Origin of the sequence: Mucilaginibacter sp. OK268 (genome assembly GCF_900103125.1) — a bacterium.
Lineage (GTDB): Bacteria > Bacteroidota > Bacteroidia > Sphingobacteriales > Sphingobacteriaceae > Mucilaginibacter.
Genome location: NZ_FNJV01000006.1, coordinates 136,797 through 163,752, shown reverse-complemented (window position 1 = coordinate 163,752; position 26,956 = coordinate 136,797). Strand labels below are relative to the sequence as shown.

Below are 26,956 nucleotides of genomic sequence, written 5' to 3'. Positions count from 1 at the left end.
AGACACATTACATGTGTCTCCTATTGATCATGTTTTATAAATATAAATTTTCAAATCCATGTTTATTTAAAAGCCAGTTCCCCTGGTTATCATAAATATATTCTCGAATATTTTCATGCTCTTTCTTATCTCTTATCACCCTATCATAATAACGAGGTTGCCAGGCAAATTCAATGTTGTTCTTATCTGCGTATTGCTTCACGGATCCTTTATAACCTCTTAAAACAGATGCAAGATTATTTCTTTGACCGCCAAATTTATTAGTTTCCCATGTGGTCTTATTAGGTTTATTGAAAAACAATATCCCATGTAAGTGATCTGGCATAACAACAAAATCTTCAGGAATAACATATGGATGAAATTCTCCTATCTTCAACCAGTTATCAGATGCAATTTCGGCTATTTCCGTTTTTCTTAACATTGCGATCTCTGAAATATCGGTCTGAATAATTTCACCAAAATAGGGAATGCGGTCTTTTGTACAAATGGTGACAAAATAAAGCCCATGTGAGCCGTAATCCCATCCTGGTAACCGCGGCGAGGATACACGATATTTCTTCTGAAATTTATCTTCCACTTTCCTTTTTGTTGTAGAGACGCATATTTGCGTCTCCTGACCTATTTATTTTGATCTACATGCTGGGAGACGCAAATATGCGTCTCTACATTTTTTTATTTATTCCTCTTCTTCCTCGCTTGCGGTTTGTAACATTTCGTCTACCTGTTTGAAATTGCTTTTTACAAAATGGCACCAGTCGCATTCTTTTTTGCCGCAGCCGGTATTAAAATCATGTGCCATTATTTTGGCATGAGTGTCTTTGATCTGTTCGGTCACGATGTCCATATCATCGGGGCTGATCACAAATTTTTCACGGTGATATTCGCCTTCACTTACCGGCTCTACAAAATCAAACACGGTGCTTACTACTTCCCAATCATTGGTGCGATCATGGTCTACCAGTATTTTATAAAACACACCCTGGCGCCAGTAGTCACCACCGTTCGGGAAATCATTGGTAGGCCTTAACAACTTGTCCTTGGCGTTTTTGAGCTTGCCTGTTTTATAATCCACCACGGTTACATGCTTGCCGTCAAACTCCATTTTATCCAGGTTACCTTTGATGGGCACGCCCCCTATTTCGATGTTTTTGATGGTGCGCTCGGTGATGGCCACTTTATTCCAATGGTTTACATTTTCTTCATAATAAGGCGGCAATATCTTTTCGCCGTAGGCTACACGCAATTTATATTCATCCTTGGTAAAAGAATCTTTATTACGGGCCATGTACCAGCGAAATTCGTTCATAAACTGTTCGGTCGACAAAAATTCGTCGTCATTGTCCTTCAACAATTTATAAGTTTTATTAAGTGCCCAATGCACTGCCTGCCCAAACGTGGCCGATGGACTTTTGCCCGATGGCACCCTGATCAGACACTGGAAGTAGAACCGCAGCGGGCAATCCAGGTAACTGCTCAAATGGGTTACTGATAATGTATAGTTTTGCAGCAGCAGGTTGATATAGTTTTTATCCAGCAGTTCAACCTTTGGCTTTTCGGCTTCGCTAAACTGGGTAACATAAAAACCGAGCATCGCTTCTTCCGTTACTTTTGGATAATGTACCTGCAAATCGGTACTGGCCAGTATCTCGCCCACAAACTGGCTTGCTTCCTGGTCTTTGGCTTTTTTGTCCTTATTAGCGTACGAGATATAGAGATGCTGCTTGGCCCGGGTTATCGCTACATAAAACAAGCGGCGGCCTTCTTCTTTTTGGGCAATATCGTCAGAGGCAGCCTGGGTTAAGGTATCGGGGTAACTGAAGCCTGTATTACGACCTTTGCCATCCCAGGTACGTTTGTCGCAGCCTATAAAAAACACATGTTCAAATTCCAATCCTTTGGAGCCGTGAGCGGTTAAAAAGTTAACCCCATTATCAGAAAAGATCACCTGGTTCAGATCAAGCCGGATATTATTCTTCTTCATCAGCTCGATGGTAGCTATCAGTTCGGTGAGCTTAATTTCGGGGTTCTTGCGGCTCTCGTCCTTCAGGAAATCAAAAAAGCTGGTAAGCATTTGCATATGGCCGCCCTTATCCGTTTGCTGCATGATGTACCGCAGGATGCCCATTTTGGCTATCACATCCTGAAAAAGTGCCTGCAAGGTTTTACTCACCGCCGATTGCAGCAACTCATCAATATCATTAATGAGATACTTCATCGCTGTAACCTTATCCGGGGTAAAAAGGTCGGTCTGCAATGGCGCGCGCAATTCACTCACGTAGCGGCGGATAGATGTTTTGGGTTTATTACCCGTTACCGCCCCATAATTTTCTTTAGCTACCGCGATGCTGGCCTTGGCAATTTCAATGGGGGCGATGTTAAAGAAATCATAATGCATGATCTCGAACAGCAGCTCGTCACCGCTATAAGGCGAATCCAGTTCCATAGCCAGGTAGCGCAGAATATTGATGATCTTTTCGCCAAAGGGCTGGGTCAGGATATCGATCTTGCGCTTGGTGTTTACCGCAATCTTCTGAATGTCGAGGTATTTGATCATTTCTTCCACCTGGCTGTGATTACGGTAGATCACCGCGATCTCGCCGGGGGGGGTGTCTTTATCGATCAATGCTTTTATCTGTGCCGATACGTCCACCAGCTCCTGGTCGGGGTTTTCATATTCATTGATCACGGGCTCCACGGTCAGCTCCGCAAAACGACCGTGCGATGCGCGCAGGTCTTTATCCAGCTTGAGCTGACTGGTCAACCTTTCAAAATTATTATTGATGAGCGCCCTTGAAATATCCAGGATGTGCTGGTTGGAGCGATAGTTATGTTTGAGCACTACGGTATGCAGGGTATCCACATAATCTGTCGCAAAATCAAGGATGTTTTTCATGTTGGCTCCCTGAAATTTAAAGATCGACTGGTCATCATCGCCCACAACAAATACGTTGGGCACATCCCAGTAGCTCAGTAAAAACCGCAGCAACTCATTTTGCGAACCACTAGTATCCTGAAACTCATCCACCAGAATATACTGATAACGCTCCTGGTATTTACGCAATATCTCTTCATTATCCCGGAAAGCTTTGAGCACCCAGATGATCATGTCGTCATAATCATACCGGCCGCGGGCTTTCATTTTGGCGTCGTAGTTTTTGTATTCGCCTACCGCTGCCAGCAATTTGCTCATGGTTTCATGAGCGGCATCGATATCCTTCTGTTTAGGGTCGCCAACCTTAATGCCTGTTTTAGCATTGGCGCGTTTGTATACAAACTCCTCCCGGTTGGGGATATCATCCAGGTATTCCTGAACGGCCCTGGTGATCAGATCGATGTCCCAGTTCTCTCGTTTCATAGTCGAGAACAAGTCTTTGAGGCGTTTGGTATCGTAGTAAATATCGCCGGTAAAGCGTTTGAGTAAATGATCGTTGCCAAACTCATCAACCAATTCGCGAAACAGCATGGCCGATTCCAGATCAGACAATGATTCCAGGTTCAGCTTACCAAAATATTCCAGGTTTTCCTGAATGATCTCGTTACAAAAAGCATGGAAGGTATATATATTGATGCGGTATGCATCGGGACCTATGAACTCAAACAAACGTTTACGCATGGCCACCGCGCCTGCATCTGTATAGGTAAGGCACAGGATCTCGCTGGCCAGGGCATCGGTATCGGTTAATATTTTACCTATACGGGCGGCCAGGATCTGAGTTTTGCCCGTACCCGGTCCGGCTACTACCAGTACCGGCCCATCCATTTTATTAACTGCTGCCAGTTGCTCGGGGTTTAAACCGGCTAATGCTGCCTGAAATTTATCGTTATACTTATTTAAGTTAGATTGCATATTGTTTAGTAAAGATAGGAAAGGCCCGATACATTAATATAATTTGCAAACATCATAATTTATATGATCTTTAAGGGGCATATTAAATATGGAATTACCTTATCAAGGCAGAGCAATTATCGAGGATAATTTTGACTCCGTAAGAATCACTATACCTTCAAAAAAAAATTATTTTATTACACTTTTTATGTGTGTTTGGCTTTGCGGCTGGTTCTTTGGTGAAACAACGGCTATCAGGACCGTACTTGATTCAACCAACAGAGGCGCCGATATGTTTATGATGGTTTGGCTGACTGGATGGACCCTGGGAGGCATATTTGTTCTCAAAACAATTTACTGGCAATTCCTGGGTAAGGAGTGTATCGAAATTGGTAAAGGTGTCCTGATCATGAAAAGGCAGGGCGATCCATTAAGCAAAACCACCTTTTATGATCTTAACTCATGCGAGAGTTTCCGCATACAGGACGATCAAATAAACACAGGCTTTGGCAGGTATAATTGGTCATTTAATGGGCGCAACACTATCGGCACCATTGCATTTGATTATGGCATGAAAACCATCCGGTTTGGCGAAAATATTGATGAAGCGGAAGGCAAATACCTGTTAAACTTGTTAATCCAAAAAAAGATCCTCACCGATAAGAATCTGGCCTAACATTTTGTTACCCTTACTGTAAGCCAAGGCCCGTTCCCGTTGTGAAAGAGGCATTAACACTCACCGGCAATTTACCGGTTGGCTTTAACGTACCGGCGATTACCTTAGCTGCCGACTTTTGCAACTCAGCACTCATTTGATAACATACCAGCAAGGCATTGCTTTTTTCGATACCAGGTAAACCCGCTATGGTATAGGCATTGGCAAAAACGCTCATCACCGTTCCTTTGCGTGCAGCCAGGTCGCTTATCATCTGGCGCACATCGCTGCTGTAATCCAGCTTACTTTGCGGGCGCAGGCGGGTATCATGCACACCCACTATTACCTGGTTGTACTGTTTTAACCAGTTCATGATATTCCTCACCTCAATAGCCGGGGCATTTTTAGCTACCATAAATATGCGGCAGTTAGGGAAGCTTTTGGCCATTTCCTGCTGAAAAACGGTAGGCGCATCAACCCCAATACTTACAATGGCTGTTTTCAAAAATGGGTTCAGTTTCAACGCAGCAGAATTGCCTTTTAACAAAGTTACCGCGGCGTCACTTAGTTGCTGTACAAGGTCCTTAGCGGTCTGGCGGTTCAAGTCTTCATTTAAATTTACCGGCGAAACCTGTGGTCGGCGGTTCAGACCTGCCCAGTATTTAGCCGTCAGCACCTTTTTTACTTTAGTTTGAAACTCTTCGGGACTGATCAATCCTTTACGTATCGCCTTCCGGATGAGCTTAATGGCGCGGTCTGAATTTTCTGACAGTTCAATAATATCATTACCGGCCAAAAAAGCTTTCACATCAGCCTCGCCATTGGGGAAATATTTGGTAACACCTTTCATCTCCATCGCATCTGATACCACCAGTCCCTTAAACCGCAGCGAATCTTTCAAAACGCCCGTTACAATTGGGCGCGACAGGGTTGAAGGTAAATGTTTGGTGCTATCCAGCGCGGGGATGTTCATATGTGCTATCATAATGCCACTGATGCCTGCGTTAATAGCCTCCCGAAAAGGATACTCTTCGAGCGAATCCAGGCGGGCACGACTGTAGGGTAATAAAGGCAGATCCAGGTGCGAATCAACATTGGTATCGCCATGCCCCGGGAAATGTTTGGCCGTGGTTAGCAAACCGGCATCCTGCATACCCTTAAAATAGGCTATTCCTTTTTTGGCCACATTATACATATTATCGCCAAAGGAGCGGTAATTGATCACCGGGTTGTTCGGGTTATTATTGATATCCATATCGGGTCCAAAGTTTATCTGGATACCCAGCCGCTTAAAATCATAAGCCACCTGCTGCCCCATTTTGTATATCAGGTTATTATCCTGTATAGCACCCAATGTCATCTGGTATGGATATGATATGGTGGAATCCAGGCGCATGCCCAGGCCCCATTCGCCATCCATAGAGATGAGCAAGGGCACCTCTGCCAGCTTTTGATATTTGTTAACCAGAATGGCCTGCCTGCCGGGACCACCCTGAAAAAACACGAGGCCGCCTACCTGCTGCTCCTTGATCACCCGGGCAACAGAATCTTCATACGCTTTGCCTTTATTGGTATGCGCCCTTACAAAAAGCAGCTGTGCTACCCTTTGCCTGCGATTTAGTTTATTATAAACAGAATCAACCCACCGGTTTTTCGTATTGAGGCTTTGTATATAGCTTTCTTTTTGAGCAAAAGCATTAACTGCAATAAAATTAAGTGCTACAATTAAGGTGCAGCAAATACCGTTATTGAATTTTGGCATGGTCAAATGTAGTACAAAATAGTATTATGTAATTAGTATCTGGCACCGGGATTTTGAAGATTTCATGAAGAAATATAGCTGAAACTAATTATTGGATATTAAAAATAAACCTTTGCGTTAATTTTTACTCTATGCATGTATAAATCAAAATAATCAAGGAACGGTTGCAGGCCGTAATAAAAATAGAGTGCCTGTAATTTGTTCCACTACCGTTAAAAACAAATAAAAAAATGAAAAAATTTATCTTTTTTGCAATATGTTTATTTGCTGCAGGCGCGGCAAGTGCACAAACTTATTACGGACCACGCAGGCCACGCCGTTATGTGAGGCATGAACAACGCAGACCGTATAACGATAATCAGATCAAAGTAGGGTTTACCGCCGGTCTGAACGTCGCGAATTCGCTTGACGCTTATGATTCCCGTTTTAGCTCGAACAGTATTGCAGCCTTCAATGTCGGGCTCACACTGGATGTTCCTGTTACCAATTATTTTTCGTTCGCCCCCGAAGTATTATTTTCGCAAAAAGGCTACAGTGCAGATCTTGAAAACTCCCATTTTACCGAACGTACCAACTATATCGACGTTCCCTTACTGGCAAAATTCAAGATCGTGCCCGGGTTTAATTTCTTAATTGGTCCGCAGCTTACCTTTTTAACTTCGCAACGGGACACTTACCGGGACTTTGGCACTAATGTAGAGACCCGCTATGACGGTCACCAGGGCGACCAAAGCTATGTAGCCGGTGTAGTAGGCCTTAGTTTTGATATTAACCGTAATGTAGAGATCAGGGGCCGTTACAACATTGACCTTTCCAGGAACGCTTCCAATGAGGCTGACTTGCCCGACTTCCGCAACCAGGTTTGGCAGATCGGATTGGGATTTAAGTTTCAGTAAAAGTATATTTTAGAACATTTCCAGAAAATAGTGCAAAATGCTGTAGCGAACCTACAGCATTTTGCGTATTAACAGCTTTACTGTATAACAAAAGTTTATTTAACGAGTTATTTAATTTAATTAACTATTAAACATACTTTACATTTGCCGTTTGCTCCATGATATCTATAATTATTTGTTCGGCCAATAAAAACCTCCTTAGCCAGGTAAGTGAAAATATTTCAACAACCATTGGCGTTCCGTATGAAATTATTGCCACTGATAACAGTGAGGGTAAACAGGGGATCTGCGCTGTTTACAATAGGGGAATTTTAAAGGCCCAATACGATATTTTATGCTTTATGCACGAAGACGTGTTGATTAAAACCAATAACTGGGGGCAAAAGATCATTCAATCATTTCATAACGATACGGAGTTAGGCTTAGTTGGTGTGGCTGGCAGCAGCTATAAACCAGTAACACCTTCGGGATGGGGAGGTATGGGTGTGGATACTACCTACACCAATTTATTACAATCTTTTAAGCATAAGAAAAAGCAAACCAAACATGTTCACCGCAATCCTAACAATGAAACAATATCCGAAGTAGCTTGTGTTGATGGGGTGTGGCTTTGCACCACCAGAAAAATTGCCAGGGGAACCATGTTTGACGAAAATACTTTTTGGGGGTTCCACGGATATGATATCGACTTTTCCTTATCAGTTGGCCAAAAATATAAGGTTGCCGTTACTTTTGAGATTTTACTTGATCATTTCTCAGAAGGGCATTACGACAGAACATGGATGAACGAGAACTTAAAACTGCATAATAAATGGAGTGAGCACTTACCTGTAAATATTGAACCGCTTACTCCTAAACAGGTTATTTATATCGAAAAAACAACATTTAAAGATTTTATAGAACAACTGATTAAATTTGAGTATCCAATTTCTACAGCATTTAATATGTTATGGAAGAATAACAAATTCTTAACGCTTGATCTAAAGCTTTTTCTGAAGTTGAATTTTTACATTCTTAAAAAGTACCTGACTTTAGATAGTGCCCGGGTGAATAATAAACAACTTGCAGAAAGTTAAACTTCATATCCATAAACTTTAAAAAACGGGCGCCAGAAATCAATATTTTTATCCCAGGCATGGCATCCAAAAGGCAATTGACCTTTATTTATTTCTAAAGCTTTTTCCGGGCGGGTTTCAAAAGCAAATTTTAAGGCTTTTTTCAGTTTAGGTATCCTGAGCTGTTGCTTTTTTCGGTTTAGTTCAATACTCCAAAAAATATCCTCATTAAACCAGGCGTGCCGTAATGAACAGTAATGCTCTATCAGTGATTTGTATTGGATACAATACTTAATAAACACCTCGGTTTTTCTTAGCGAAAACCCTCCGTTACCCACTCTGCCGGCCAATTGCTTACCAATTTTGGGCATACCGTCCTTATGCTTTACATTATATCTTACATAGAAGTAATTCTTGATCTGATTTATTAATTGATCAAAAATATTGGAGGGATCTTTAACTGCAAACCAGGGGGCGCCGATATAATCATAGGCCTGACTGCACCAATAATCAAGCTGATCTGTAAATACAAAGGCATCAAGCTGATAAATAAGCATGTATTCATACTCCCCGAAACTTTCATAAAAATCGGCAGATAGCATCAGGCGGTTGTAGCCATGGATATCTTCAAAATAATGGTCATCAAATGATAACGTTGAAAATTGCACATCAGCAATTTTGAAATCAATTTCCAGGCTCTTTGGCTTCGCAAATACGATGTTATATTTTGATAAAACAGCCTGGCACTGTATAAGCGCAATTCTTTCGTACTCCGATAATTCGGGCTTATAAACCGGAATGACAACAACTGCACTATGCATCATTATAGGGATTAATTTAAAATACAAACACCTTTTACCTGCTATTCTTAATCGGCATTAAAGGTTTGCATATCTATCAGTTTCTTGTACAGCCCGTTGTTTTGCAACAGTTCAAGGTGTGAGCCTTGTTCAACCACACAGCCTTTTTCCAATACAATAATGATATCGGCATTTTGTATGGTGCTGAGGCGGTGCGCGATGATGAGCGAAGTACGATTTTTCATCAAATTGTTCAACGCGTCCTGCACCAGTTTTTCAGATTCGGTATCCAATGCCGAAGTAGCCTCATCAAGCAGCATAATAGGCGGATTGTTCAATACGGCCCGGGCAATACAGATCCTTTGCCGCTGTCCGCCAGAAAGCTTTGTTCCCCTGTCGCCGGTATTGGTTTCATAGCCCTTATCCGTTTCCATGATAAAATTATGCGCATTGGCAATACGCGCCGCAGCTTCTACCTGCTCTTGTGTTACCCCCGTTTTGCCAAAAGCAATGTTGTTAAATATGGTATCATTAAACAATATCGACTCCTGGTTCACAATACCCATTTGCGCCCTTAATGACTCCATCGTAACTGATTGTATATTTTTACCATCAATATATATGGTACCCAACTGCGGTTCAATAAACCTGGGCAACAGATCCATCAGGGTTGATTTACCACCACCCGAAGGACCAACCAGGGCTACGGTTTTACCTTTAGGTATTTCGAGGTTGAGATTTTTCAGTACATACTTATCAGGTTCAGTCTCAATACCGTTTTCATTCAACTCAACTTTGTTTTTATAAGCAAAAGATACGTTTTCAAACCTTACATTTTTGGTGAAATCAGTTATTGTCACAGCATCCGGAGCATCGGTTATTTGCGGCTTTTCGTCAATAAGTGCCAGCACCCGTTCGCCTGCGGCTATGCCTGAATGGATATTGCTGAAAGAATCAGATATAGCTTTTGCAGGGCGCATCACCTGCGAAAACATGGCAATATAAATGATGAATTTTTCGGCGGTTAGTGAGCCGGTATGATTGATGATCAATGAGCCTCCATATAACACAATACCAGATACCATTAAAACCCCCAAAAACTCGGATACCGGCGATGCCATTTGCTGCCTTTTAGCCATAGAACGGGTAATCCTGGAATACTCTTCGTTTTCATGATTAAACCTGTTTTTGATAAAAGGTATCGCATTAAAGGCCTTTATAATTTTTATTCCGGATAAGGCTTCGTCGAGGTAACTGATCATGTTACCATAAGTTTGCTGAGACTCCACCGCCTGTTCTTTCAAACGTTTAACTATCCTTGAAATGATAAATGCCGAAACCGGTATAATAAGCATAGAGAACAAAGTAAGCTTTACCGAAATAGCAAATAATGCTATAAGATAGGCAATAAGCTGAAATGGTTCCTTAAATGCTACCTGGAGGGTACCCGTAACAGAAAATTGTACTACCTGTACATCGGCAGCAATTTTTGAAATAATATCGCCTTTGCGCTCATTACTGAAATAGCCCAGGTGCAGGTTCATAACATTGTTAAAAACTGTTCGCCTTAAATTTAAAAGGGTATAGATCCGTAAACTCTCCATTATCCGTTGCGAAAAATACCGGAATACGTTGCTTAGTAATACCGAAACCACAATGGCTACACAAACAAACTTTAAAGCACCTAATGTACCATATTGCTGGTTGGCTAAATGTGCATAATAGTTAAAGTTCTCTAACAGATCAATCCAATGTTCTGGCTTTTTCAATATCTGCCCTGCCGGTACCGGGTTAAAAATTGTTTTTAGCAATGGTGCCAGCAAAGCAAGATTAAGTGTATTAAATATTACCGAAAATACAGTACATACAATATATGGTAAAGCAAACTTACCGATGGGCCTGGCAAAAGATAGTAATCTGAAATAGATCTTCATTAAAAAAAATTAATCTTGCAAAAGTAACTATATACACGTAATATTTATTGTAATAGTTACAATGCCGATTTCATGTATTTTAACCCCTTGACTCTTGCATTGTAATATAAATATGGCAGCCCAATTATTAAAACTACCATTTTAGCTATCTGAATTGTACTTTTGCTGTTCATATCATGTACCTCCTATAAAAACGAAAGTGTGCAAAGTATCCCCACAAAAATTAACGTAATAATTGTTACTTATAATGCGGCTAAAACTTTACAAAAATGCCTCGACAGCATTTATAGCCAGCAATACCCCGCTATTGACATTATTATAATTGATGGTAAAAGCACAGATGAAACTGTACAAATACTACAGGATAACGCAAACCGTATAGCTTACTGGAAAAGTGAAAAAGACAGCGGTATTTATGATGCCATGAATAAAGCCATAAAACACCTTACCGGCGATTGGGTTTATTTTTTAGGGGCCGATGATGAGTTACGTTCGGAGTTTTCTGATATGGCGTATGAGTTAAATGACCCTAATGTGATATATTATGGCAATGTTTTATCTGATGGGGTAAAAAGATCCGGAGAGTTAAGTCCGTATTATATGGCAAAAGGAGGTATTTATCATCAGGCCATTATTTATCCGAAAACTGTTTTTGACAAGTACCGGTTTAATACCAAATATAAAATTGTTGCCGATAACGTGCTGAATATGCAATGCTATGGCGATAAAACATTTAGTTTTCAGTATAAAGATCACCTAATTGCTAATTTTAACCACTTAGGTATATCAGGAACCGAGGTAGACAAGGTTTTTGAAAAAGACAAGTCGGCTTTAATATTAAAAAACTTTGGTGTTAAAATATGGAGCCGGTATATGTTCAGGTTATTTAAAGCCTGGATAAAGGGTTAATTTTAGGCCATCCATTTATCCGTTCAAAAACCATATCAACAGTAATATTGCTCAGGTCATCAGAGTCGCTTTCAATATGCTCCGCTCTTATCCCCAAAGGAGCCCAGCGGGTAGCATGTATACCTATTGTAATTGGGAATAATCCTAACGTATGTATCCCCGAGGCGGCGGCTACATGTAGGGGCCCTGTCCCGGAAGCCAATAAGCCATCGGCCTGGTATATGAACGCGATGAGTTCATCAAGCGTCAACTTTCCGCTTAAATCAATTACAGATGCAGGTAATTGAGGGATCCATGTTTTAAAAAGCTCATGCTCTTTTTCGGATCCGGTTATAAAAATCCGGAACCTTTCCTCAGGTAAAAGTTTAATGAGCGAAGTGAAATTATCCAGATCCCATTCCTTGCCATTACCATTTGATTTGGCATGAATGATCAAATTGAATTTGTCATCCTTCAAGTGATCTTTAAACTGTGCAGGTAGCGTTACCGTTGGTTTAAAATTACCTGTGTATAAATTTGAAAGAGTGCCTAATGTGGGTACATGCGTAACCCCGAGCGGTTTGCATAGGTAAATATCCTGCTGTGCTTCATGCAGGTCGGACCTCCTGCGGCTTAGTCTTACTAATTTATTACAGGTAAAAAAATGGTAATTCCTGCTCGTTACACCTATCCTTAGTTTTACTCCGGCCTTTTTTGCAGCTTCGGCAATTTCCCTTTGCGGAAACTCATGCACAATGGCATCAATACCTTTTTCTTTAAAAATAGCGGCTATTTCATTTGTTGATAAGGCTTTAAGCTCATCATAATTAATAAAATGATCAACTGCCTTGCAGGCATCAATAACTGGCTTGGTATAGCTCCGGCCCAGAAAGCTGATGATGACATCGGGATATAATTGTTTTAAATAAATACAGGTGGGCAGTTGAAGCACAACATCGCCCATGGCATCAAGCCTGTTTATTAAAATATGGGTTATTCTTTTGTTATCAATTACTGGCATCTAACTTTTATATAGCATATATCAATACAGCAAAAATAGAACAATAGTTTATTAAAGGCTATCAGCTCATTTTTATTGCAGCCAGCCCACAATTTTCTCTTTAACCATATCAACAGAAATGCTGCTCAGATCGTCGGAGTCACTTTCTATATGTTCGGCTTTTATGCCCAATGGGGCCCACCGGGTAGCATTGATCGATTTGGAAACCGGGAATAAACCGAGCGTATAGATACCCGAAGCGGCAGCAACATGCAATGGGCCGGTCCCAGATGCAAGCAAGCCATCAGCATGATATATAAACGCGATAAATTCATCAAGATCCATTTTCCCGCTTAAATCAATTACAGATGCAGGTAATTGAGGGATCCAGGTTTTAAATAGCTCATGCTCTTTGGGGGAGCCGGTTATAAAAACGCGAAATTTATCTTCGGGCAAACCATTAATCAATGAAGTAAAATTATCCATATCCCATTCGCGCCCGTTACCGCCTGATTTGGTGTGAATGATCAGGTTAAACTTATCGTTGGTTAATAGGGCTTTAAATTGAGCCGGTAGTTCAACAACAGGTTTAAAGTTACTTTTATAATAGTTTGCAATAGTGCCAATGGTAGGGATATGTGTAACCCCAAGAGGCCCGCACATATAAATATCCTGCTGAGCCTCATGCAAATTTGATTCGGCACGGTTTAACTTAATTAGCTTGTTGCAATTTAAAAGATGATGGATCTTGCTGGTTGCCCCTATCCTTATTTTGATGCCCGCCAACTTAGCTGCTCCGGCAATTTGGCTTTTAGGAAATTCATGCACTATGGCATCAATATTTTTTTCTTTAAATAACGCGGCTATTTCTTTTTTTGATAGCGGTTTAATTTCATCGTAATTAATAAAATGATCAATAGCCTTGCAAGCGTCTACAATTGGTTTGGTATAGCTTCGTCCCAAAAAGCTGATGATCACATCGGGATATAATTGTTTTAAATAAATACAGGTGGGCAGCTGTAGTACCACATCGCCAATGGCGTCAATCCTGCTTATTAAGATATGCTTTATCTCTTTATTATCAATTACTGGCATCTACTTTATAAAAATAATGAGTACAGATATGCAAAAATACAACAATAGAATTTGCCTTAATCAACGTGCGATTATATAATTAATGATTACATTTTAAGGCAATCGCTATACAGATCGAGATATTGTTGGGCTGTTTTTTCCCAATTAAATTGAGCAGCATGCTGTATGATAGTTTCGGCCATGTTGTTAGTTGCATATTCTTCCAGACCTTTGGCAAAAGTTGCCTGCATGCTTTCGGGTTCAAAGTTATCAAAGTACCAGGCCGCGTTGCCACCAATTTCTGGCAGGGAGGTGTACCTTGATAAAAAAACAGGCTTACCAAAATGCATAGCTTCAATAACAGGCAATCCAAATCCTTCTGCTATGGACGGAAATGCAAAAGCTTCGCAATTTTTATAATACCAGGCCTTGTCTTCGTCACTGATCAGACCGATCAATTTCACCCTGTTGGTACAATGATGCTTTTGGGCTTCCTCCATTATTCGCTGCTGATAATCGGTTATTTTACCAGCGATGATCAGTTCCAGGGCATTATCATTTAGCAAGGCCGGTAAAACATGAAAGTTCTTTTTAGAAGCAAGACTACCTATAGTAAATATAAATTTACGGGTTGGCTTGTACGGCGGTTCATGCTGCTGCGGTAAAACAAGCTTATCTGCACCATTGTAAATAACCGTTAACTTATTAGCTGCCTGAGGATAATATTTAATAATATCACCTGCTACAAAATTTGATATCGTTACTATCCTATCGCAATTATCTATATAACCGCCAAGGCGATTAAGGTATTTTTTATAACGTGCGGGTGAACGCGTTTTTTCATGAACAGGATTCATATCATGAATGGTAAGTATTTTTTTTGCCTTTACCCGCTTAGGCTTTAGCTTACAATACTGATTGGTAAAATGTACCAGGCCAAACTGCTTATATGCCGGAAAAAAGACCTTATGCAAGGGCGATATAAAAAAGGTACCAGCAAGCTGCTGAAACCAATAAATAGACTTTTTATGCAAGTACCCAAATATGGCGAACCGATTGTTATTCTGCTTCAGGATCTCCTCTCCTAAGCTTCTTTCAAAAAAAAACATGCCTGATGTTGCACGTTTTAAGGAATCGAAGGTAATAAGAATGGAGGGTTTCAAATGCGTGTATGTTTATATTACCACTGTAATTTTACAATTTGGCTTCGTTATAACTGGGCCAGGAAAATTTACAGGTGATGTTGAAAAAACAAATATACAATTTTGATGAATTATACGGTGTTCCTGTACTTTCTTGGTGCACTCCGGCAAATCGCCTTATATTTGTTTTATACTCATGCATAAAGATCATATCAAATCATCTGTTATAAACTTCAAGTCGGTTGCACGGGCATTAACCATTGTTGAAAATGAGTTGACGGGTGCCGGTAAACTTTTAAAAAATCTTCATTTTGAAAAAAATGCGCCTATAATAGGTATAACCGGGCCGCCGGGGGCGGGTAAAAGTACCCTGGTCAATTCCCTCATCGATCTGCTTTTAACCGATGGCAGCAAGATAGCCGTTTTAGCCATCGACCCTACCTCGCCGTTCAATTTTGGATCATTACTGGGCGACAGGATCAGGATGGCTTCGCATTTTAACAGTCCCGATGTTTTTATCCGCTCCCTGGCCACACGCGGTTCATTGGGCGGCCTATCGGCCAAAACCATTGAAATGGCCGATGTACTACGGGCAGCAGGCTTTGATTATGTACTGATAGAAACTGTAGGCGTGGGCCAATCGGAAATTGAAATAGCCGGCCTTGCCGATATTACCCTGGTGGTATTGGTGCCCGAAGCCGGCGATGAGATACAACATATTAAATCGGGCCTGATGGAAATTGCCGATGCCTTCATCATCAACAAAGCCGACAGGGCCGACGCGGATGTATTTGCCAATAACTTAAAAAAGATAATAGGTCAAAAGCAGGGAGAACAACCACCCGTATTTAAAACCATCGCTTCGCAGGCCGGAGGGATCCAGGAAATCGCGAATTTCATTAAATCGCCCGTAAAAACGCAGCACAGCCGCCGGGAATTACTATTGACCGAAAAAGCATACAAGCTGATCCAGCAAAAATTAACACAACATATTGATAAAAAAAAGCTTCAGCATGATGTTGCTAAAGCTTTAAAAGATGAAAAATTCAATCTGTATAGTTTTGTAGATACTTATGTATAGTTTACGATGAATTAACAATTCAATAACAATTGAAAGATGTTGCTCAATTGTTTTTAATTGTAAAATATTCGTCACAAATTCCGGTTAACTGTTCATCAATTCTTCAATGTGCTCAGCTTCCACAGGAATGTTAGCCATCAAATCGCGGTTACCATCTTTGGTAATTAAAATATTGTTCTCTATCCTGATGCCTAAACCTTCTTCGGGTATATAAATCCCCGGTTCACAGGTGAGTACATTACCCACCTCAAATGGTTTATAACGGCTTGCAAAATCATGCACATCCAAACCCAAATGATGCGAGGTACCATGCATAAAATACTTTTTATATAGCGGCGCGTTTGGATCCTGTTTTTCCACATCATGTTTATCCAGCAGGCCCAAACCTATTAATTCGCCGGTCATTATTTTACCAACCTCTTCGTGATAGTCGTTCCAGTTGGTTCCGGCGACAATCATTTTAGTAGCCTCGCGCATCACCCTTAAAACAGCATCATAAACAGCGCGTTGACGTGTAGTAAAACGTCCGTTTACAGGCACAGACCGGCTCATATCTGCATTGTAATTGGCGTACTCGGCGCCAAAATCAAAAAGTATAACATCGCCATCATTACAAACCTGGTTATTATCGGTATAATGCAGTACCACAGCATTTTTACCTGAGGCCAAAATGGGGCTATAGGCATGTCCTGTAGCACGTTGCCGTAAAAATTCATGCGTAATTTCGGCTTCTATCTCGTATTCGGCAACACCTGGTTTCAGAAACTTCAACACACGTACAAACGCGTCGTTCGTGATGTCGCATGCCTTTTGGGTGAGCGCTATTTCAATGGGCGATTTGATAACACGTAAATCGCGCAGGATCACTGCCGAACGCTCATATTTATGCAAAGGATATTTTGCTTTTAAGGCTTCGTACATCCGCAGATCGCGGTAGGGTACCTGGTGGCTATACCGGTCATTTTCATTGGTATTGATATAAATATGCTCCGCGTAATAAATAATATTTTGCAAAATAGTTTCATATTCGCTCAGCCAGTAAATGCTGTCAATACCCGAGGCTGCCCTGGCTTCTTCTTTAGTATATTTATGCCCTTCCCAGATAGCGATATGTTCATTGGTTTGTCTTAAAAAAAGTACTTCTTTGTATGCTTTATTAGGACAATCCGGAAATAAAACCAGAATACTCTGCTCCTGGTCGATACCTGACAGATAAAAAAAATCGGGATTCTGCTTAAACAGGAAGGTTTGATCGCCACTCCTGGGGAATTCATCACTCGCATGAAAGATAGCTATGGAGTTATGTTTTGTTCCTGAGACGAAATTTTTTCTATTAATAATAAATAAACTATTATCGATTAATGGATATTTCATATTTATCTGCTGATTATCTTTTTTTTTTCTTTATTTGTATAACTATTACAATTTTTGGAACAATGTTTGGTCAGGGTTTCAAACATAATTACTAAATTTGAAAAAAATCACAATTAAAATCGTTTAATCTTAAAAACTATGAATTATTCTACATTAAAGAAAACAGTCGCATTGTCATTTGCTTCTTTGATGGTTGTTGGAATCGTAAATGCACAAACGGATTCTACCAAAACAGCCACAGCAACTACAACGTCGACTGAAACTACTACCCCCAAGGTATTTGGTGGTTTAGGTCAGTACAAAAAGTTTAGCATCGGTGTAAACGTTGGCGCTACCGCTCCTTCAGTTGCAACTGGTGGTTCAAACGACTTCACACACAATAAAATTCAATTAGGCTACGGCATTTCATTCAGAGAGCAATTAGCACACTCATTTGGTTTACAATTGGATTTCCATGGTGGTAAAGTAGAAGGTGATAACACTAAAGCACCTGGTACAAGCGGAGCTTATACTGCTTCTTCTTTCCAAACCAAATTCTGGTCAGGTACTTTAAGCGGTGTAGTAAACGTTGCTACAATCGACTTCTTAAGACGCAAAAATTCAGTTAACTTCTTCGTTACAGCCGGTGGTGGTTTAGCTATGTACACTCCTAAAGTTACTTACAAAAACGGTACTGTAGTTGATTGGGATGGCCACGCAGGTAATGCTGATGGTACTGGAACAAGCAAATTTGTTAAAGAACTGATCATCCCTGTTGGTGCAGGTGTTAAATTCAGATTAAGTGATGTTGTTGCCTTAAACTTAGGTTACACCGAAACATTTGTTGATGGTGATAACTTCGACGGTCTTAACAGAGCTTATCCTACTAAAGATAAATACAGCTACGGTTATGCTGGCTTAGAGTTCACTTTAGGTTCAAAATCAAAACCAAGCTTAGAGTGGGTTAACCCAGTAGCTTTAATGTATGACGAATTGTACGATGCTGCATTACGTCAGGAAGTTGAAGCTTTGAAAGGTCGTGTTACCAACGTTGAAAACGCTGTTAATGATCTGAAAAAAGATTCTGACGGTGACGGTGTTGCTGATCAATTTGACAAATGCCCAGGTACTGCTGCTGGTAGCGTAGTTGACGGTTCAGGTTGTGTTATCGTATTCCCTAAAGATACTGTAGCTCCTGCTCCTACTGCTACTGCTTACTCAAACATCCAGTTTGAATTTGACAGCTCAGTATTAAGAACTTCATCTTACCCAGTGTTAGATGCTACTTCAGCTGACTTACGTTCATCTGGTAAATCTGTTGAAGTTGACGGTTACGCTTCATCTGAAGGTACTGCTGCTCACAACTTATCTTTATCAAAAGACCGTGCTAACTCAGTAAAAACTTACTTAGTTAACTCTGGTGTTGACGCTAAAAAAGTTAAAGTAAAAGGTTACGGTGAAACTAACCCAATTGCTGATAACTCAACTGAAGAAGGCCGCGTGTTAAACCGTCGCGTTCAATTCAAACAAAAATAATATCAATTAAATATTATTGCGAAGGCTCCGGATAACCCGGAGCCTTCTTTGTTTTATACCTTTTTTTATTGACTGATCTACGGCGCACTTATTCGCCATCACGAACTGGTACCAGCATAGTACTACTCAGTACCCATCGCCTCAAACCCTGTAGGCGCATGTAACACCAAGGCTAGCAGTCATAATCATAACGCTGCGGGGCATGAATAAGCCCTACAGAGACACAATCCCATTCAAATAAACAATGCTATAAATGAGGATATTAAAGAAGCTGACGGGCTCCTCCTGCTGTCTGAACCATGATTAAACGGATGATGGGATTGTCGGGATTTATCTGTAGGGAAATACGGGGATCTATCCTACTCAGGGAGTTTCAATCCATCTGCACATCTGAAACCTGCAGATCTACCCTTACTTCACACTCTTTTTAAGTACAATAAAGTACCCGCCTATAAAAACAAGCACAGATACTGTAATACCCACAAGAATATCTTTGGTAAAAAGATCGATGACTATTTGAGGTGTTTCGTCTTTAATGGTTTTATGCGGCATTAGTTTTAAAGCCAGCATGGGATGCGCATAAGGGAACAGATAACAATACTCCCAGCCTTTTGACGCGGTTATAACACCAACAATGGTGGCAAAAAAACCAATACCCATCGGCTTCAAAAAATCAGACCATAATAAGCTGAGTAAAAACTGGATAGATAATATACCCAAGGACGACAAGAAAAGCTTAAAGTAAAGCTTGGCCAGCACATCTTCCATATGGTAATTATCAAATCGAAGCTCGGGCTTTACCAAACTGAGTAAGTTACCAAAGCCTATGGTAAACAATACAAAAAGGGTCAGACATAAAAAGATCAGGAACAGGGCATAAAAGTATTTGGCCGCGTATACACTCAGGCGTGAAATAGGCAGGCTAAATAAACTTTTCCAGGTATCGGCTTTATGCTCTATACTATTTACCGAGTAAGCAATAAAAATAACAAACATGGGTAACAACAGCGAACCCATCACAGCCAGAATAGCACCGGCAAACTGTATCCATAATATCGCGGGGGGCATACCTGCCAAACGTTCGCTTTTGGTGTAAAAACCCACAAACAGCAGCAGGCAAATAAGTAATGGCAATAATATAGCGGCCCAAAAGCCCAGCGTTTTACGGCTCTTGAAAAATTCTGACCGGAATGATAAAATAAATCCTTTCATAACGATCAGGCGTTTTGGGTGATGGATAAAAACAATTTCTCCAGGTCTTTTTGCTGCTTGCCGATGCTATATACAACATATTCGTTTTGAATAAGCAGCGCGTTGATATCGCCCATTTGATCTTTGGAGGTATAGGGCACGTACACATATTCATCGGTTACATCTGCAACCGGGTAATTTTTACGTTTAAGTAAGTTGGCCGCGTCAACAGTGTTATCGGCTTCAATACGTATTAAAGGCTGGCTCAATGCTTCGAGCTCGGTAATGCTGCCCTGAAACAGTAATTGACCGCCATCAATAATACCCACATGTGTGGCCATACGTTCAATCTCGGCCAATAAATGACTCGATATGAACACCGTTTTACGATGCTGGCTAACCAATTTCAACAACAGTTCACGAACTTCAATGATACCGTTAGGGTCGAGGCCATTGGTTGGCTCGTCCAGTATCAATAATTTAGGGTCGGTAAGCAGGGCCAGCGCTATACCCAGGCGCTGTTTCATGCCTAACGAATATTGACCGGCTTTTTTATTAGCGGCGTTGCTCAGGTGCACCAGGTCGAGCATTTCGTCGACCCGTTTAAGGGGTACCTGTAACAATAAAGCTCTGTTCAATAAATTTTCTTTGCCGCTCAGGTGCTGATAAATGGCTGGCTGTTCAATAAGTGCCCCGATCTGGGATAATATGCTGATGCGATTTTTTTGGAGTTCCTGTTCAAAAATGTGGATGCTGCCGTGTTGAGTTTTGAGCAGGTTTAACAGGAGTTTGATAGTAGTGGTTTTCCCGGCTCCGTTAGGGCCAAGAAAACCATATATACTTCCTTCGGGTACCTGCAGGTTTAAGGATTTAACAACCTGCTGACTGCCGAAGTTGAAGGATAACCCTTCAGTACGAATTACCATACATGGTTATCCTTGGCTACTGAGCAAACAGTTTTAACAAGGGTAACACCTTTGTAAAACAATGATGTGGCATGAACTGATGCCCCAACAATTGCCGATTCCTTTTTTTGTTCAAACTGATAGCTTACACCTAATATTAGGGCAAACATTACTGGTATCAGTAACATGATAAAAGGATTCGAGTTTTTGATAAGCGTTTTCATCGTGAGTGTTTTGATACAACAAAGGAATATTAATTATTTTACCTGCTAAAAAGTATTAGACCAACGCACGGAGTTTATAGATGAACGGTTAATTAACCGCATTAACCCGTTCATCGAGTTTAAATGCCCGTTCATCGATAAAATGAAATACTATATATAAATGTAGCGGCATATCCCCATCAAAATATTAAATTAGACCCTGAGGTAAGAGTCAAGAATCAAGAGCCAAGAATCAAGATAAACGCAAAAACTACTTGATCAAAACTCTTTTTGAGTAATCAATATATTTGTCTTGACTCTTGGCTCTTGATTCCTGACTCTAATAAAGAAAATGCAAGCTTCAATTTCATCAGATAAACAAACACGTATTATAAAAACAGGCTGGCAGATATTCTGGCATTTACTTTTTTGGCTGGGTATTATATCGCTCTTTTTGTCCCTGGCCCGCAGCAATACCAAGCTTAGCAACAAGGAGCTGCTCATCCTGTTTTTGCTCTATCCCGCCATCAATATCAGCTTGTTTTATATTAACTTCCTGGTTTATATCCCCAGGTTTTTAGATAAAAAGCGTTACTGGGCCTATGCCTTGTTTATTATTATAACCATCATTGTTTACGGCCTGGGTAAATATGGTGTGGGACTGATGTTTAAACAATATGTGCTGGTACGTATGAAAGGTGAGGTAATCACCTTTCCCTCGTATTTTTTAAGTACCATTTTTACCAGTTTAATATTCATTTTTTTAAGTACCGTGCTTAAATTTACCACCGACTGGTTTTTGAACGAGCGTATCCAGCACGATCTGGAAAACCAACGCCTGAGCGCCGAACTGGCCTTCTTAAAATCGCAGATAAACCCGCATTTTTTATTTAATTCCCTCAACAGCATCTATTCGCTGGCCTACCAGCGCTCCGAAACTACGCCAGAAGCTATCCTGAAACTATCCGAAATTATGCGGTATATGCTGTATGAGTGTAATGATAATAAGGTTGACCTGAGTAAAGAACTGCAATATTTGCATAACTACATCGACCTGCAAAAAATACGATTCGGCAACAAAGCTTTTATTGATTTTAAGGTGATGGGTGAAGTAACCAACCAGCAAATTGTACCCTTACTGTTGATCGCCTTTATCGAAAACGCATTTAAACATGGTGTAGCCAGCGATGTAACATCACCTATTAAACTATTGATCAATGTTGATGAGAGCAAGCTTCATTTTTATATACAAAACAAAAAGCATACCCATAACCGCGATACAATTGGGGGTATTGGTTTAAATAATGTGCAACGCCGGCTTAACCTGCTTTATCCATATAAACACACCTTGAACATCAGGGATGAAATTGATACTTATACCTGCGAATTATCCATCGTACTATAATCAGACACTGGTCCGTTATTAACGGGCTAAACAAAAAAATTAACGATAAATCATTAGAACACTTATTTTTACAACATGATCCGATGCCTGGTAGTTGATGATGAGCCTTTAGCGCTGCATATATTGGAAGATTATATTTCTAAAATGCCTTTTTTGCAATTGGTAAAAGCCACCACCAATCCTATCGAAGCGCTAACCATAGTACAGGGCGGTAATATCGACCTGGTGTTTTTAGATGTGCAAATGCCTGAGCTTACCGGCATCCAATTTTTAAAAATATCCAATGGCAAAGCCAAAGTGATCTTAACTACCGCCTATCCGCAATACGCGCTGGAAGGTTATGAGCTCGACGTGGTTGATTACCTGCTTAAACCCATAGCGCTCGACCGGTTTTTTAAATCGGTTCAAAAAGCGCAAAGCATTATACAACCGGTAATTAAAACTGTTCAACAAGCTGAGCCGGTACAGCAGGATGATTTTTCGACTGACTTTATTTTTGTAAAAACCGAGCATAAGATTCAAAAGGTATACCTGCACGATATTTTATTTATTGAAGGACTAAAAGATTACATATCCATATTTACTACGGCAGAGCGCATCATCACTCTGCAAGGCATGAAGAAAATGGAAGATGCCCTGCCCGAAAAACATTTTATACGGGTGCATAAATCATACATCGTAGCCCTCAACAAGATCGATAGCATCGAACGCAGCCGCATCCAGATAGGCGATAAGATCATCCCCGTGGGCGACACTTACCGCGATGATTTCTTCAGGATAATTGAGGATAAGAATATTTAAACCTCTGCTAAATTTCTTTACGAATATGTCATTGCGAGCGTAGCGTGGCAATCTCATCGCAAGTAGATACATACGAGGAGATTGCCACGTCGTTCCTCCTCGCAATGACATGTTTTTTTCCTTTTCCCCGTCAGCAGATAAGCTTCGGACGAAAGCGGGCAGAACAATGGTGGCTTGTGCGGCTGCAAGGGCATAGCAAGTTTTGCAGAAGCAAGGCTTGCGTGAGCGAAGCAGGGCAAATAATTGCAACCCGTGGTTCTGTCCGGTTTGCAGGGCAAAAGCCGTGTGCGGCAAAGAAGCCCCTCTGGTGACAAGCCCTTTGGTTACTTTGTGGCTACAAAGTAAAGGCCCTCCCGCGGCCAAGAGCGGGTATACGCCAAGTAAAGCGGCCCTGTACAGCATAGAGATTGCTTCGTTCCTTGCAATGACGTGGTGGAGATGACTCCCAAATAATTCTACTTCACCTCTACTTCTTCAACCGTATCCTTTTCACCAATTTGCTGACGCCACATGGCATAGTACAAGCCTTTCTGACTTAACAGATCATGGTGTTTGCCCGATTCAATGATGCGGCCTTTTTCGAGCACGTAAATACAGTCGGCATGCATAATGGTCGACAGGCGGTGAGCAATCAGTATGGTAATATGATTTTCCAGCTCAGATACATTGCGTATAGTTTCGGTAATCTCTTCTTCGGTGATGGAATCCAATGAAGATGTAGCCTCATCAAACACCAGGATATCAGGCCTGCGGAGCAATGCACGGGCTATCGAGAGGCGTTGTTTTTCGCCGCCTGACACCTTTACACCACCTTCGCCAATTACGGTGCTCAGACCTTTATCGGCACGTGCCAGCAGGGTTTGACAAGCGGCACGCTGCAGCACATTCATACATTCCTCGTCGGTAGCATCGGGACGCACAAACAGCAGGTTTTCGCGTATGGTGCCCGAGAATAACTGGGTATCCTGGGTTACAAAACCAATTTTTTCGCGCAGCTGATCCAAATCAATGTCACGACTTAAAATATTATTGTATAAAACATCCCCATCCAAAGGCTGATATAAACCAACCAACAGTTTTACCAGTGTCGTTTTACCCGAACCCGATGGCCCAACAAAGGCGATGGTTTCGCCGGTATTTGTTTCAAAACTGATATGATTAAGGGCGTTGCGGTTGGCGGTTAAATGTTTAAAAGTAACATCCCTAAAAGTTAAGGTATTTACCTTTTCTAACAACACTGGTTTCTCTGGTTTTTTATCAATGGGAGTACTTAATATCCCTCTAAAATTACCTAATGAAACCTCAGCCTCACGCCACGATAGGATCACGTTACCCAACTCTTGTAACGGGTTGAACAGGAAGAAGGAATAGAACAAAAAGCTAAAGTATTGTCCGGGAGAGATGGTTTGTTTAAAAATAAGCAGCAATAATACCACTACCATTACGCTCCGTACCAGGTTCACCGTAGTACCCTGCACAAAGCTCATACTGCGTACATATTTTACTTTTTTAAGTTCAAGGGCCAGTATTTTATAGGTAGTATTGTTTAAACGGGCAATTTCCTGCTTAACCAAACCTAAACTTTTTACCAGCTCAATGTTCCTTAATGATTCTGTAGTTGAACCAGCCAAAGCGGTGGTTTCTGAGACTATCTTTTTTTGAATGGTTTTTATTTTGCGGCTCATGGCCATACTCACAAAGGTAATAATGGGTATAGCGGCAAAATAAACCAGCGTTACCTGGTAGCTAACACTTAACGAATACACGATAACAAATACCATCCCAATGAGCGATACAAAAAGGATCCCGATAAATGAGGTGATGAATTTTTCGCAATCGAGCCTAACTTTTTGTAAAATGCCCAAAGTTTCGCCGCTGCGCTGATCTTCAAATACCTGGTAGGGTAATTCCAGCGAATGCTTCAGGCCATCGGCATACATTTCGGCACCCACTTTTTGGGTAATGATATTGGTAAAATAATCCTGGAAATTTTTTGCTATCCTCGATACCATGGCCACGCCGATGGCTGCGCCAATGAGTATTAATACCTGGTGCAGGTATTCCTGATACTGAAGGGTGCTGCGTTTTTCGATAACCCGGTCAACAATGCGCCCGGTTATCCATGGATCAAGCAGCGAAAAACCAATGTTCATGGCCGCCAGGAACAAAGCCAGCACAACTATCCAGCGATGCTTTTTTAAGTAAGAAATGAGTATATTCATGTTTGTAGGTCAAAAATAAAAAAAGGGAATGGCTAAGTAGCTCATTCCCTTTTAATTTGACATAAGGTTAATATTTAAACCGTCATGATATCTTTTTCTTTGGCTTCAGAAAGCTGATCGATCTTGATAATATAAGCGTCAGTCAGTTTTTGAACATCGGCCTCGCCTACTTTTATCTCATCTTCAGAAACACCTTCTGATTTTAATTTTTTGATCTTTTCGTTAGCATCTTTACGGATGTTACGAACCGCCACTTTACCGGTTTCGGCTTCGGCTTTGGCTTTCTTAACCAGGTCACGACGACGCTCTTCTGTTAGCGGCGGTACATTAATGCGGATAATAACACCATCGTTTTGCGGATTAACACCCAGGTTTGCTTCTTTAATAGCTTTTTCTATTGGGGCAAGCATTGATTTTTCCCAGGGTTGAACCACAATCGTACGGGCATCTGGTGTGTTAACAGTACCTACCTGGCTCAACGGAGTTGGGCTACCATAATAGTCAACCACAATATCATCAAGCATTGATGGGTTTGCTTTACCTGCACGTATCTTATTTAATTCATTATCGGCGTGGTCAATGGCTTTGTCCATTAAAGCCTTTGCATCAGTCACTTGTTTTTTAATGAGTTCGCTCATTGGTTTTAAATTTTCACAAAAGTAATAAAATCTATCATTTTCCTTAGCCTTAGTGTAAAATCAAATTGGGAAGGGGATAGGGTATGGCGCAGACAACTCACCCTGACATCGCTAACGCTCGTCGCCCCTCTCTTCGCCTGCGGCGGAAAGAGGGGAATTTCTTTTCTCTATGCGTCATTGCGGCAAAGCCGGAGAGAGGGGGGGCCAGTGAAGCGCAGACCGGGTGAGTCGAACAGACGACAAATTGACTTGCTCTCCTGCTTCTGATTCCGCCGATTTTTCCGTATCTTTATATCAAACAACGGCCCGGCTCTCTGCAAAAACAGGAAGCCGGGCCGTTTGGTTAAGGTTAAAACAAGACCCAAAACCAACCATTTTGTATGCAGTTATTTGACAATCAACCAATTAATACTTTTTAAAGTTTTAAAAACTGCTCAAAACGGTGTTAAAATTTGTTAAAAAGTGTTAAAATGAGGTTTTTTTGAGCGATTTTGATGTGTTTTTAGCCCCTTTTCGGGCCGAAAAGTGTTAAAATTCGAGGTTTAAAAAGTCCCGTGGAGCAAACATCAAATGTTAAATAACATTTTTT

General features: G+C 41.0%; 22 protein-coding genes. 8 read left to right on the top strand and 14 right to left on the bottom strand.

The genetic code is table 11. From position 1 onward, the window contains the following. Positions 1-34: 34 nt before the first annotated feature. The gene (locus tag BLR84_RS19140; protein WP_176852107.1) at positions 35-577 is read right to left on the bottom strand and encodes a transposase; all 543 of its coding nucleotides are present in this window, start codon (positions 575-577) and stop codon (positions 35-37) included. A gap of 99 nt (positions 578-676) precedes the next feature. Then, positions 677-3,847: an ATP-dependent helicase gene (locus BLR84_RS19135; RefSeq protein WP_090471331.1), complete on the bottom strand. Its 3,171-nt coding sequence runs from the start codon at positions 3,845-3,847 to the stop codon at positions 677-679. Between the two features lie 88 nt (positions 3,848-3,935). On the opposite strand from BLR84_RS19135, the gene BLR84_RS19130 reads away from it, so the two are divergent. Next, on the top strand, positions 3,936-4,502 hold the full coding sequence (locus tag BLR84_RS19130; protein ID WP_090471329.1) for a hypothetical protein: 567 nt from the start codon (positions 3,936-3,938) through the stop codon (positions 4,500-4,502). A 13-nt stretch (positions 4,503-4,515) separates the two neighbouring features. On the opposite strand, the gene BLR84_RS19125 is transcribed toward BLR84_RS19130, so the two are convergent. Continuing rightward, positions 4,516-6,243 carry a glycoside hydrolase family 3 protein gene (locus tag BLR84_RS19125; RefSeq protein ID WP_090471327.1) on the bottom strand — a complete coding sequence of 576 codons (1,728 nt, stop codon included), beginning with the start codon at positions 6,241-6,243 and terminating at the stop codon, positions 4,516-4,518. A 230-nt stretch (positions 6,244-6,473) separates the two neighbouring features. Between BLR84_RS19125 and BLR84_RS19120 the strand changes: the two genes are divergently transcribed. Beyond that, positions 6,474-7,139 carry a porin family protein gene (locus BLR84_RS19120; protein ID WP_090471325.1) on the top strand — a complete coding sequence of 222 codons (666 nt, stop codon included), beginning with the start codon at positions 6,474-6,476 and terminating at the stop codon, positions 7,137-7,139. A 158-nt stretch (positions 7,140-7,297) separates the two neighbouring features. Next, positions 7,298-8,215, top strand: coding sequence for a glycosyltransferase (locus BLR84_RS19115; RefSeq protein ID WP_090471323.1), 918 nt, complete (start codon positions 7,298-7,300; stop codon positions 8,213-8,215). Here the strand turns inward: BLR84_RS19115 and BLR84_RS19110 are convergent. Next, the gene (locus BLR84_RS19110) at positions 8,212-9,018 is read right to left on the bottom strand and encodes a DUF5672 family protein (protein ID WP_090471321.1); all 807 of its coding nucleotides are present in this window, start codon (positions 9,016-9,018) and stop codon (positions 8,212-8,214) included. The genes BLR84_RS19115 and BLR84_RS19110 overlap by 4 nt on opposite strands. A 44-nt stretch (positions 9,019-9,062) precedes the next feature. Then, complete coding sequence (locus BLR84_RS19105) at positions 9,063-10,928, bottom strand: ABC transporter ATP-binding protein (RefSeq protein WP_090471319.1); 1,866 nt, start codon at positions 10,926-10,928, stop codon at positions 9,063-9,065. Positions 10,929-11,090: 162 nt separating this feature from the next. On the opposite strand from BLR84_RS19105, the gene BLR84_RS19100 reads away from it, so the two are divergent. Continuing rightward, complete coding sequence (locus BLR84_RS19100; protein WP_255366989.1) at positions 11,091-11,837, top strand: glycosyltransferase family 2 protein; 747 nt, start codon at positions 11,091-11,093, stop codon at positions 11,835-11,837. On the opposite strand, the gene BLR84_RS19095 is transcribed toward BLR84_RS19100, so the two are convergent. The 3 genes from BLR84_RS19095 to BLR84_RS19085 all read right to left on the bottom strand — a co-directional run bounded on the left by BLR84_RS19095 (position 11,815) and on the right by BLR84_RS19085 (position 15,053). Beyond that, the gene (locus tag BLR84_RS19095; protein WP_090471317.1) at positions 11,815-12,837 is read right to left on the bottom strand and encodes a glycosyltransferase family 9 protein; all 1,023 of its coding nucleotides are present in this window, start codon (positions 12,835-12,837) and stop codon (positions 11,815-11,817) included. The two genes, BLR84_RS19100 and BLR84_RS19095, sit on opposite strands and share 23 nt — an antisense overlap. A 72-nt stretch (positions 12,838-12,909) precedes the next feature. Next, entirely contained in the window at positions 12,910-13,911 is a 1,002-nt protein-coding gene (locus BLR84_RS19090) for a glycosyltransferase family 9 protein (RefSeq protein WP_090471315.1), read from the bottom strand. A gap of 86 nt (positions 13,912-13,997) precedes the next feature. Beyond that, entirely contained in the window at positions 13,998-15,053 is a 1,056-nt protein-coding gene (locus BLR84_RS19085; RefSeq protein WP_143013949.1) for a glycosyltransferase family 4 protein, read from the bottom strand. Between the two features lie 175 nt (positions 15,054-15,228). Between BLR84_RS19085 and meaB the strand changes: the two genes are divergently transcribed. Further along, positions 15,229-16,113 carry a methylmalonyl Co-A mutase-associated GTPase MeaB gene (meaB, locus tag BLR84_RS19080; protein ID WP_090471311.1) on the top strand — a complete coding sequence of 295 codons (885 nt, stop codon included), beginning with the start codon at positions 15,229-15,231 and terminating at the stop codon, positions 16,111-16,113. Between the two features lie 84 nt (positions 16,114-16,197). Here meaB and BLR84_RS19075 read toward each other — a convergent pair whose 3' ends face one another. After that, a complete protein-coding gene (locus BLR84_RS19075; RefSeq protein WP_090471309.1) occupies positions 16,198-17,487 on the bottom strand; it encodes an aminopeptidase P family protein in 1,290 nt (429 codons plus the stop codon). Between the two features lie 138 nt (positions 17,488-17,625). Here BLR84_RS19075 and BLR84_RS19070 point away from each other — a divergent pair, with 138 nt between their 5' ends. Continuing rightward, complete coding sequence (locus BLR84_RS19070; RefSeq protein ID WP_090471307.1) at positions 17,626-19,002, top strand: OmpA family protein; 1,377 nt, start codon at positions 17,626-17,628, stop codon at positions 19,000-19,002. 411 nt (positions 19,003-19,413) lie between these two features. Here BLR84_RS19070 and BLR84_RS19065 read toward each other — a convergent pair whose 3' ends face one another. Genes BLR84_RS19065 through BLR84_RS19055 form a run of 3 tightly spaced genes read right to left on the bottom strand, consistent with a single transcriptional unit; the run spans position 19,414 to position 21,322 of the window. Beyond that, complete coding sequence (locus BLR84_RS19065) at positions 19,414-20,214, bottom strand: ABC transporter permease (protein WP_090471305.1); 801 nt, start codon at positions 20,212-20,214, stop codon at positions 19,414-19,416. A gap of 5 nt (positions 20,215-20,219) precedes the next feature. Continuing rightward, complete coding sequence (locus BLR84_RS19060) at positions 20,220-21,119, bottom strand: ABC transporter ATP-binding protein (RefSeq protein ID WP_090471303.1); 900 nt, start codon at positions 21,117-21,119, stop codon at positions 20,220-20,222. After that, positions 21,113-21,322 (bottom strand): hypothetical protein, encoded by a 210-nt coding sequence (locus BLR84_RS19055; RefSeq protein WP_090471301.1) that lies wholly within the window; start codon positions 21,320-21,322, stop codon positions 21,113-21,115. Before BLR84_RS19055 ends, BLR84_RS19060 begins: the two co-directional genes overlap by 7 nt. A 331-nt stretch (positions 21,323-21,653) precedes the next feature. On the opposite strand from BLR84_RS19055, the gene BLR84_RS19050 reads away from it, so the two are divergent. Together BLR84_RS19050 and BLR84_RS19045 are read left to right on the top strand one after the other, a co-directional pair. Then, the gene (locus BLR84_RS19050; RefSeq protein ID WP_090471299.1) at positions 21,654-22,706 is read left to right on the top strand and encodes a sensor histidine kinase; all 1,053 of its coding nucleotides are present in this window, start codon (positions 21,654-21,656) and stop codon (positions 22,704-22,706) included. Between the two features lie 75 nt (positions 22,707-22,781). Beyond that, a complete protein-coding gene (locus BLR84_RS19045) occupies positions 22,782-23,507 on the top strand; it encodes a LytR/AlgR family response regulator transcription factor (protein ID WP_090471297.1) in 726 nt (241 codons plus the stop codon). Between the two features lie 455 nt (positions 23,508-23,962). Here BLR84_RS19045 and BLR84_RS19040 read toward each other — a convergent pair whose 3' ends face one another. Both BLR84_RS19040 and frr read right to left on the bottom strand, forming a co-directional pair. Next, positions 23,963-25,729 (bottom strand): ABC transporter ATP-binding protein, encoded by a 1,767-nt coding sequence (locus BLR84_RS19040; protein ID WP_090471295.1) that lies wholly within the window; start codon positions 25,727-25,729, stop codon positions 23,963-23,965. Positions 25,730-25,803: 74 nt separating this feature from the next. Beyond that, a complete protein-coding gene (frr, locus tag BLR84_RS19035) occupies positions 25,804-26,367 on the bottom strand; it encodes a ribosome recycling factor (RefSeq protein ID WP_090471293.1) in 564 nt (187 codons plus the stop codon). Positions 26,368-26,956: the final 589 nt, after the last annotated feature.

Coding starts and splice junctions, on each gene's coding strand:
- BLR84_RS19135 (WP_090471331.1), bottom strand. CDS start 3,847: ATGCAATCTAACTTAAATAAGTATAACGATAAATTTCAGGCAGCATTA.
- BLR84_RS19130 (WP_090471329.1), top strand. CDS start 3,936: ATGGAATTACCTTATCAAGGCAGAGCAATTATCGAGGATAATTTTGAC.
- BLR84_RS19125 (WP_090471327.1), bottom strand. CDS start 6,243: ATGCCAAAATTCAATAACGGTATTTGCTGCACCTTAATTGTAGCACTT.
- BLR84_RS19120 (WP_090471325.1), top strand. CDS start 6,474: ATGAAAAAATTTATCTTTTTTGCAATATGTTTATTTGCTGCAGGCGCG.
- BLR84_RS19115 (WP_090471323.1), top strand. CDS start 7,298: ATGATATCTATAATTATTTGTTCGGCCAATAAAAACCTCCTTAGCCAG.
- BLR84_RS19110 (WP_090471321.1), bottom strand. CDS start 9,018: ATGATGCATAGTGCAGTTGTTGTCATTCCGGTTTATAAGCCCGAATTA.
- BLR84_RS19105 (WP_090471319.1), bottom strand. CDS start 10,928: ATGAAGATCTATTTCAGATTACTATCTTTTGCCAGGCCCATCGGTAAG.
- BLR84_RS19095 (WP_090471317.1), bottom strand. CDS start 12,837: ATGCCAGTAATTGATAACAAAAGAATAACCCATATTTTAATAAACAGG.
- BLR84_RS19090 (WP_090471315.1), bottom strand. CDS start 13,911: ATGCCAGTAATTGATAATAAAGAGATAAAGCATATCTTAATAAGCAGG.
- meaB (WP_090471311.1), top strand. CDS start 15,229: ATGCATAAAGATCATATCAAATCATCTGTTATAAACTTCAAGTCGGTT.
- BLR84_RS19075 (WP_090471309.1), bottom strand. CDS start 17,487: ATGAAATATCCATTAATCGATAATAGTTTATTTATTATTAATAGAAAA.
- BLR84_RS19070 (WP_090471307.1), top strand. CDS start 17,626: ATGAATTATTCTACATTAAAGAAAACAGTCGCATTGTCATTTGCTTCT.
- BLR84_RS19065 (WP_090471305.1), bottom strand. CDS start 20,214: ATGAAAGGATTTATTTTATCATTCCGGTCAGAATTTTTCAAGAGCCGT.
- BLR84_RS19060 (WP_090471303.1), bottom strand. CDS start 21,119: ATGGTAATTCGTACTGAAGGGTTATCCTTCAACTTCGGCAGTCAGCAG.
- BLR84_RS19055 (WP_090471301.1), bottom strand. CDS start 21,322: ATGAAAACGCTTATCAAAAACTCGAATCCTTTTATCATGTTACTGATA.
- BLR84_RS19050 (WP_090471299.1), top strand. CDS start 21,654: ATGCAAGCTTCAATTTCATCAGATAAACAAACACGTATTATAAAAACA.
- BLR84_RS19045 (WP_090471297.1), top strand. CDS start 22,782: ATGATCCGATGCCTGGTAGTTGATGATGAGCCTTTAGCGCTGCATATA.
- BLR84_RS19040 (WP_090471295.1), bottom strand. CDS start 25,729: ATGAATATACTCATTTCTTACTTAAAAAAGCATCGCTGGATAGTTGTG.
- frr (WP_090471293.1), bottom strand. CDS start 26,367: ATGAGCGAACTCATTAAAAAACAAGTGACTGATGCAAAGGCTTTAATG.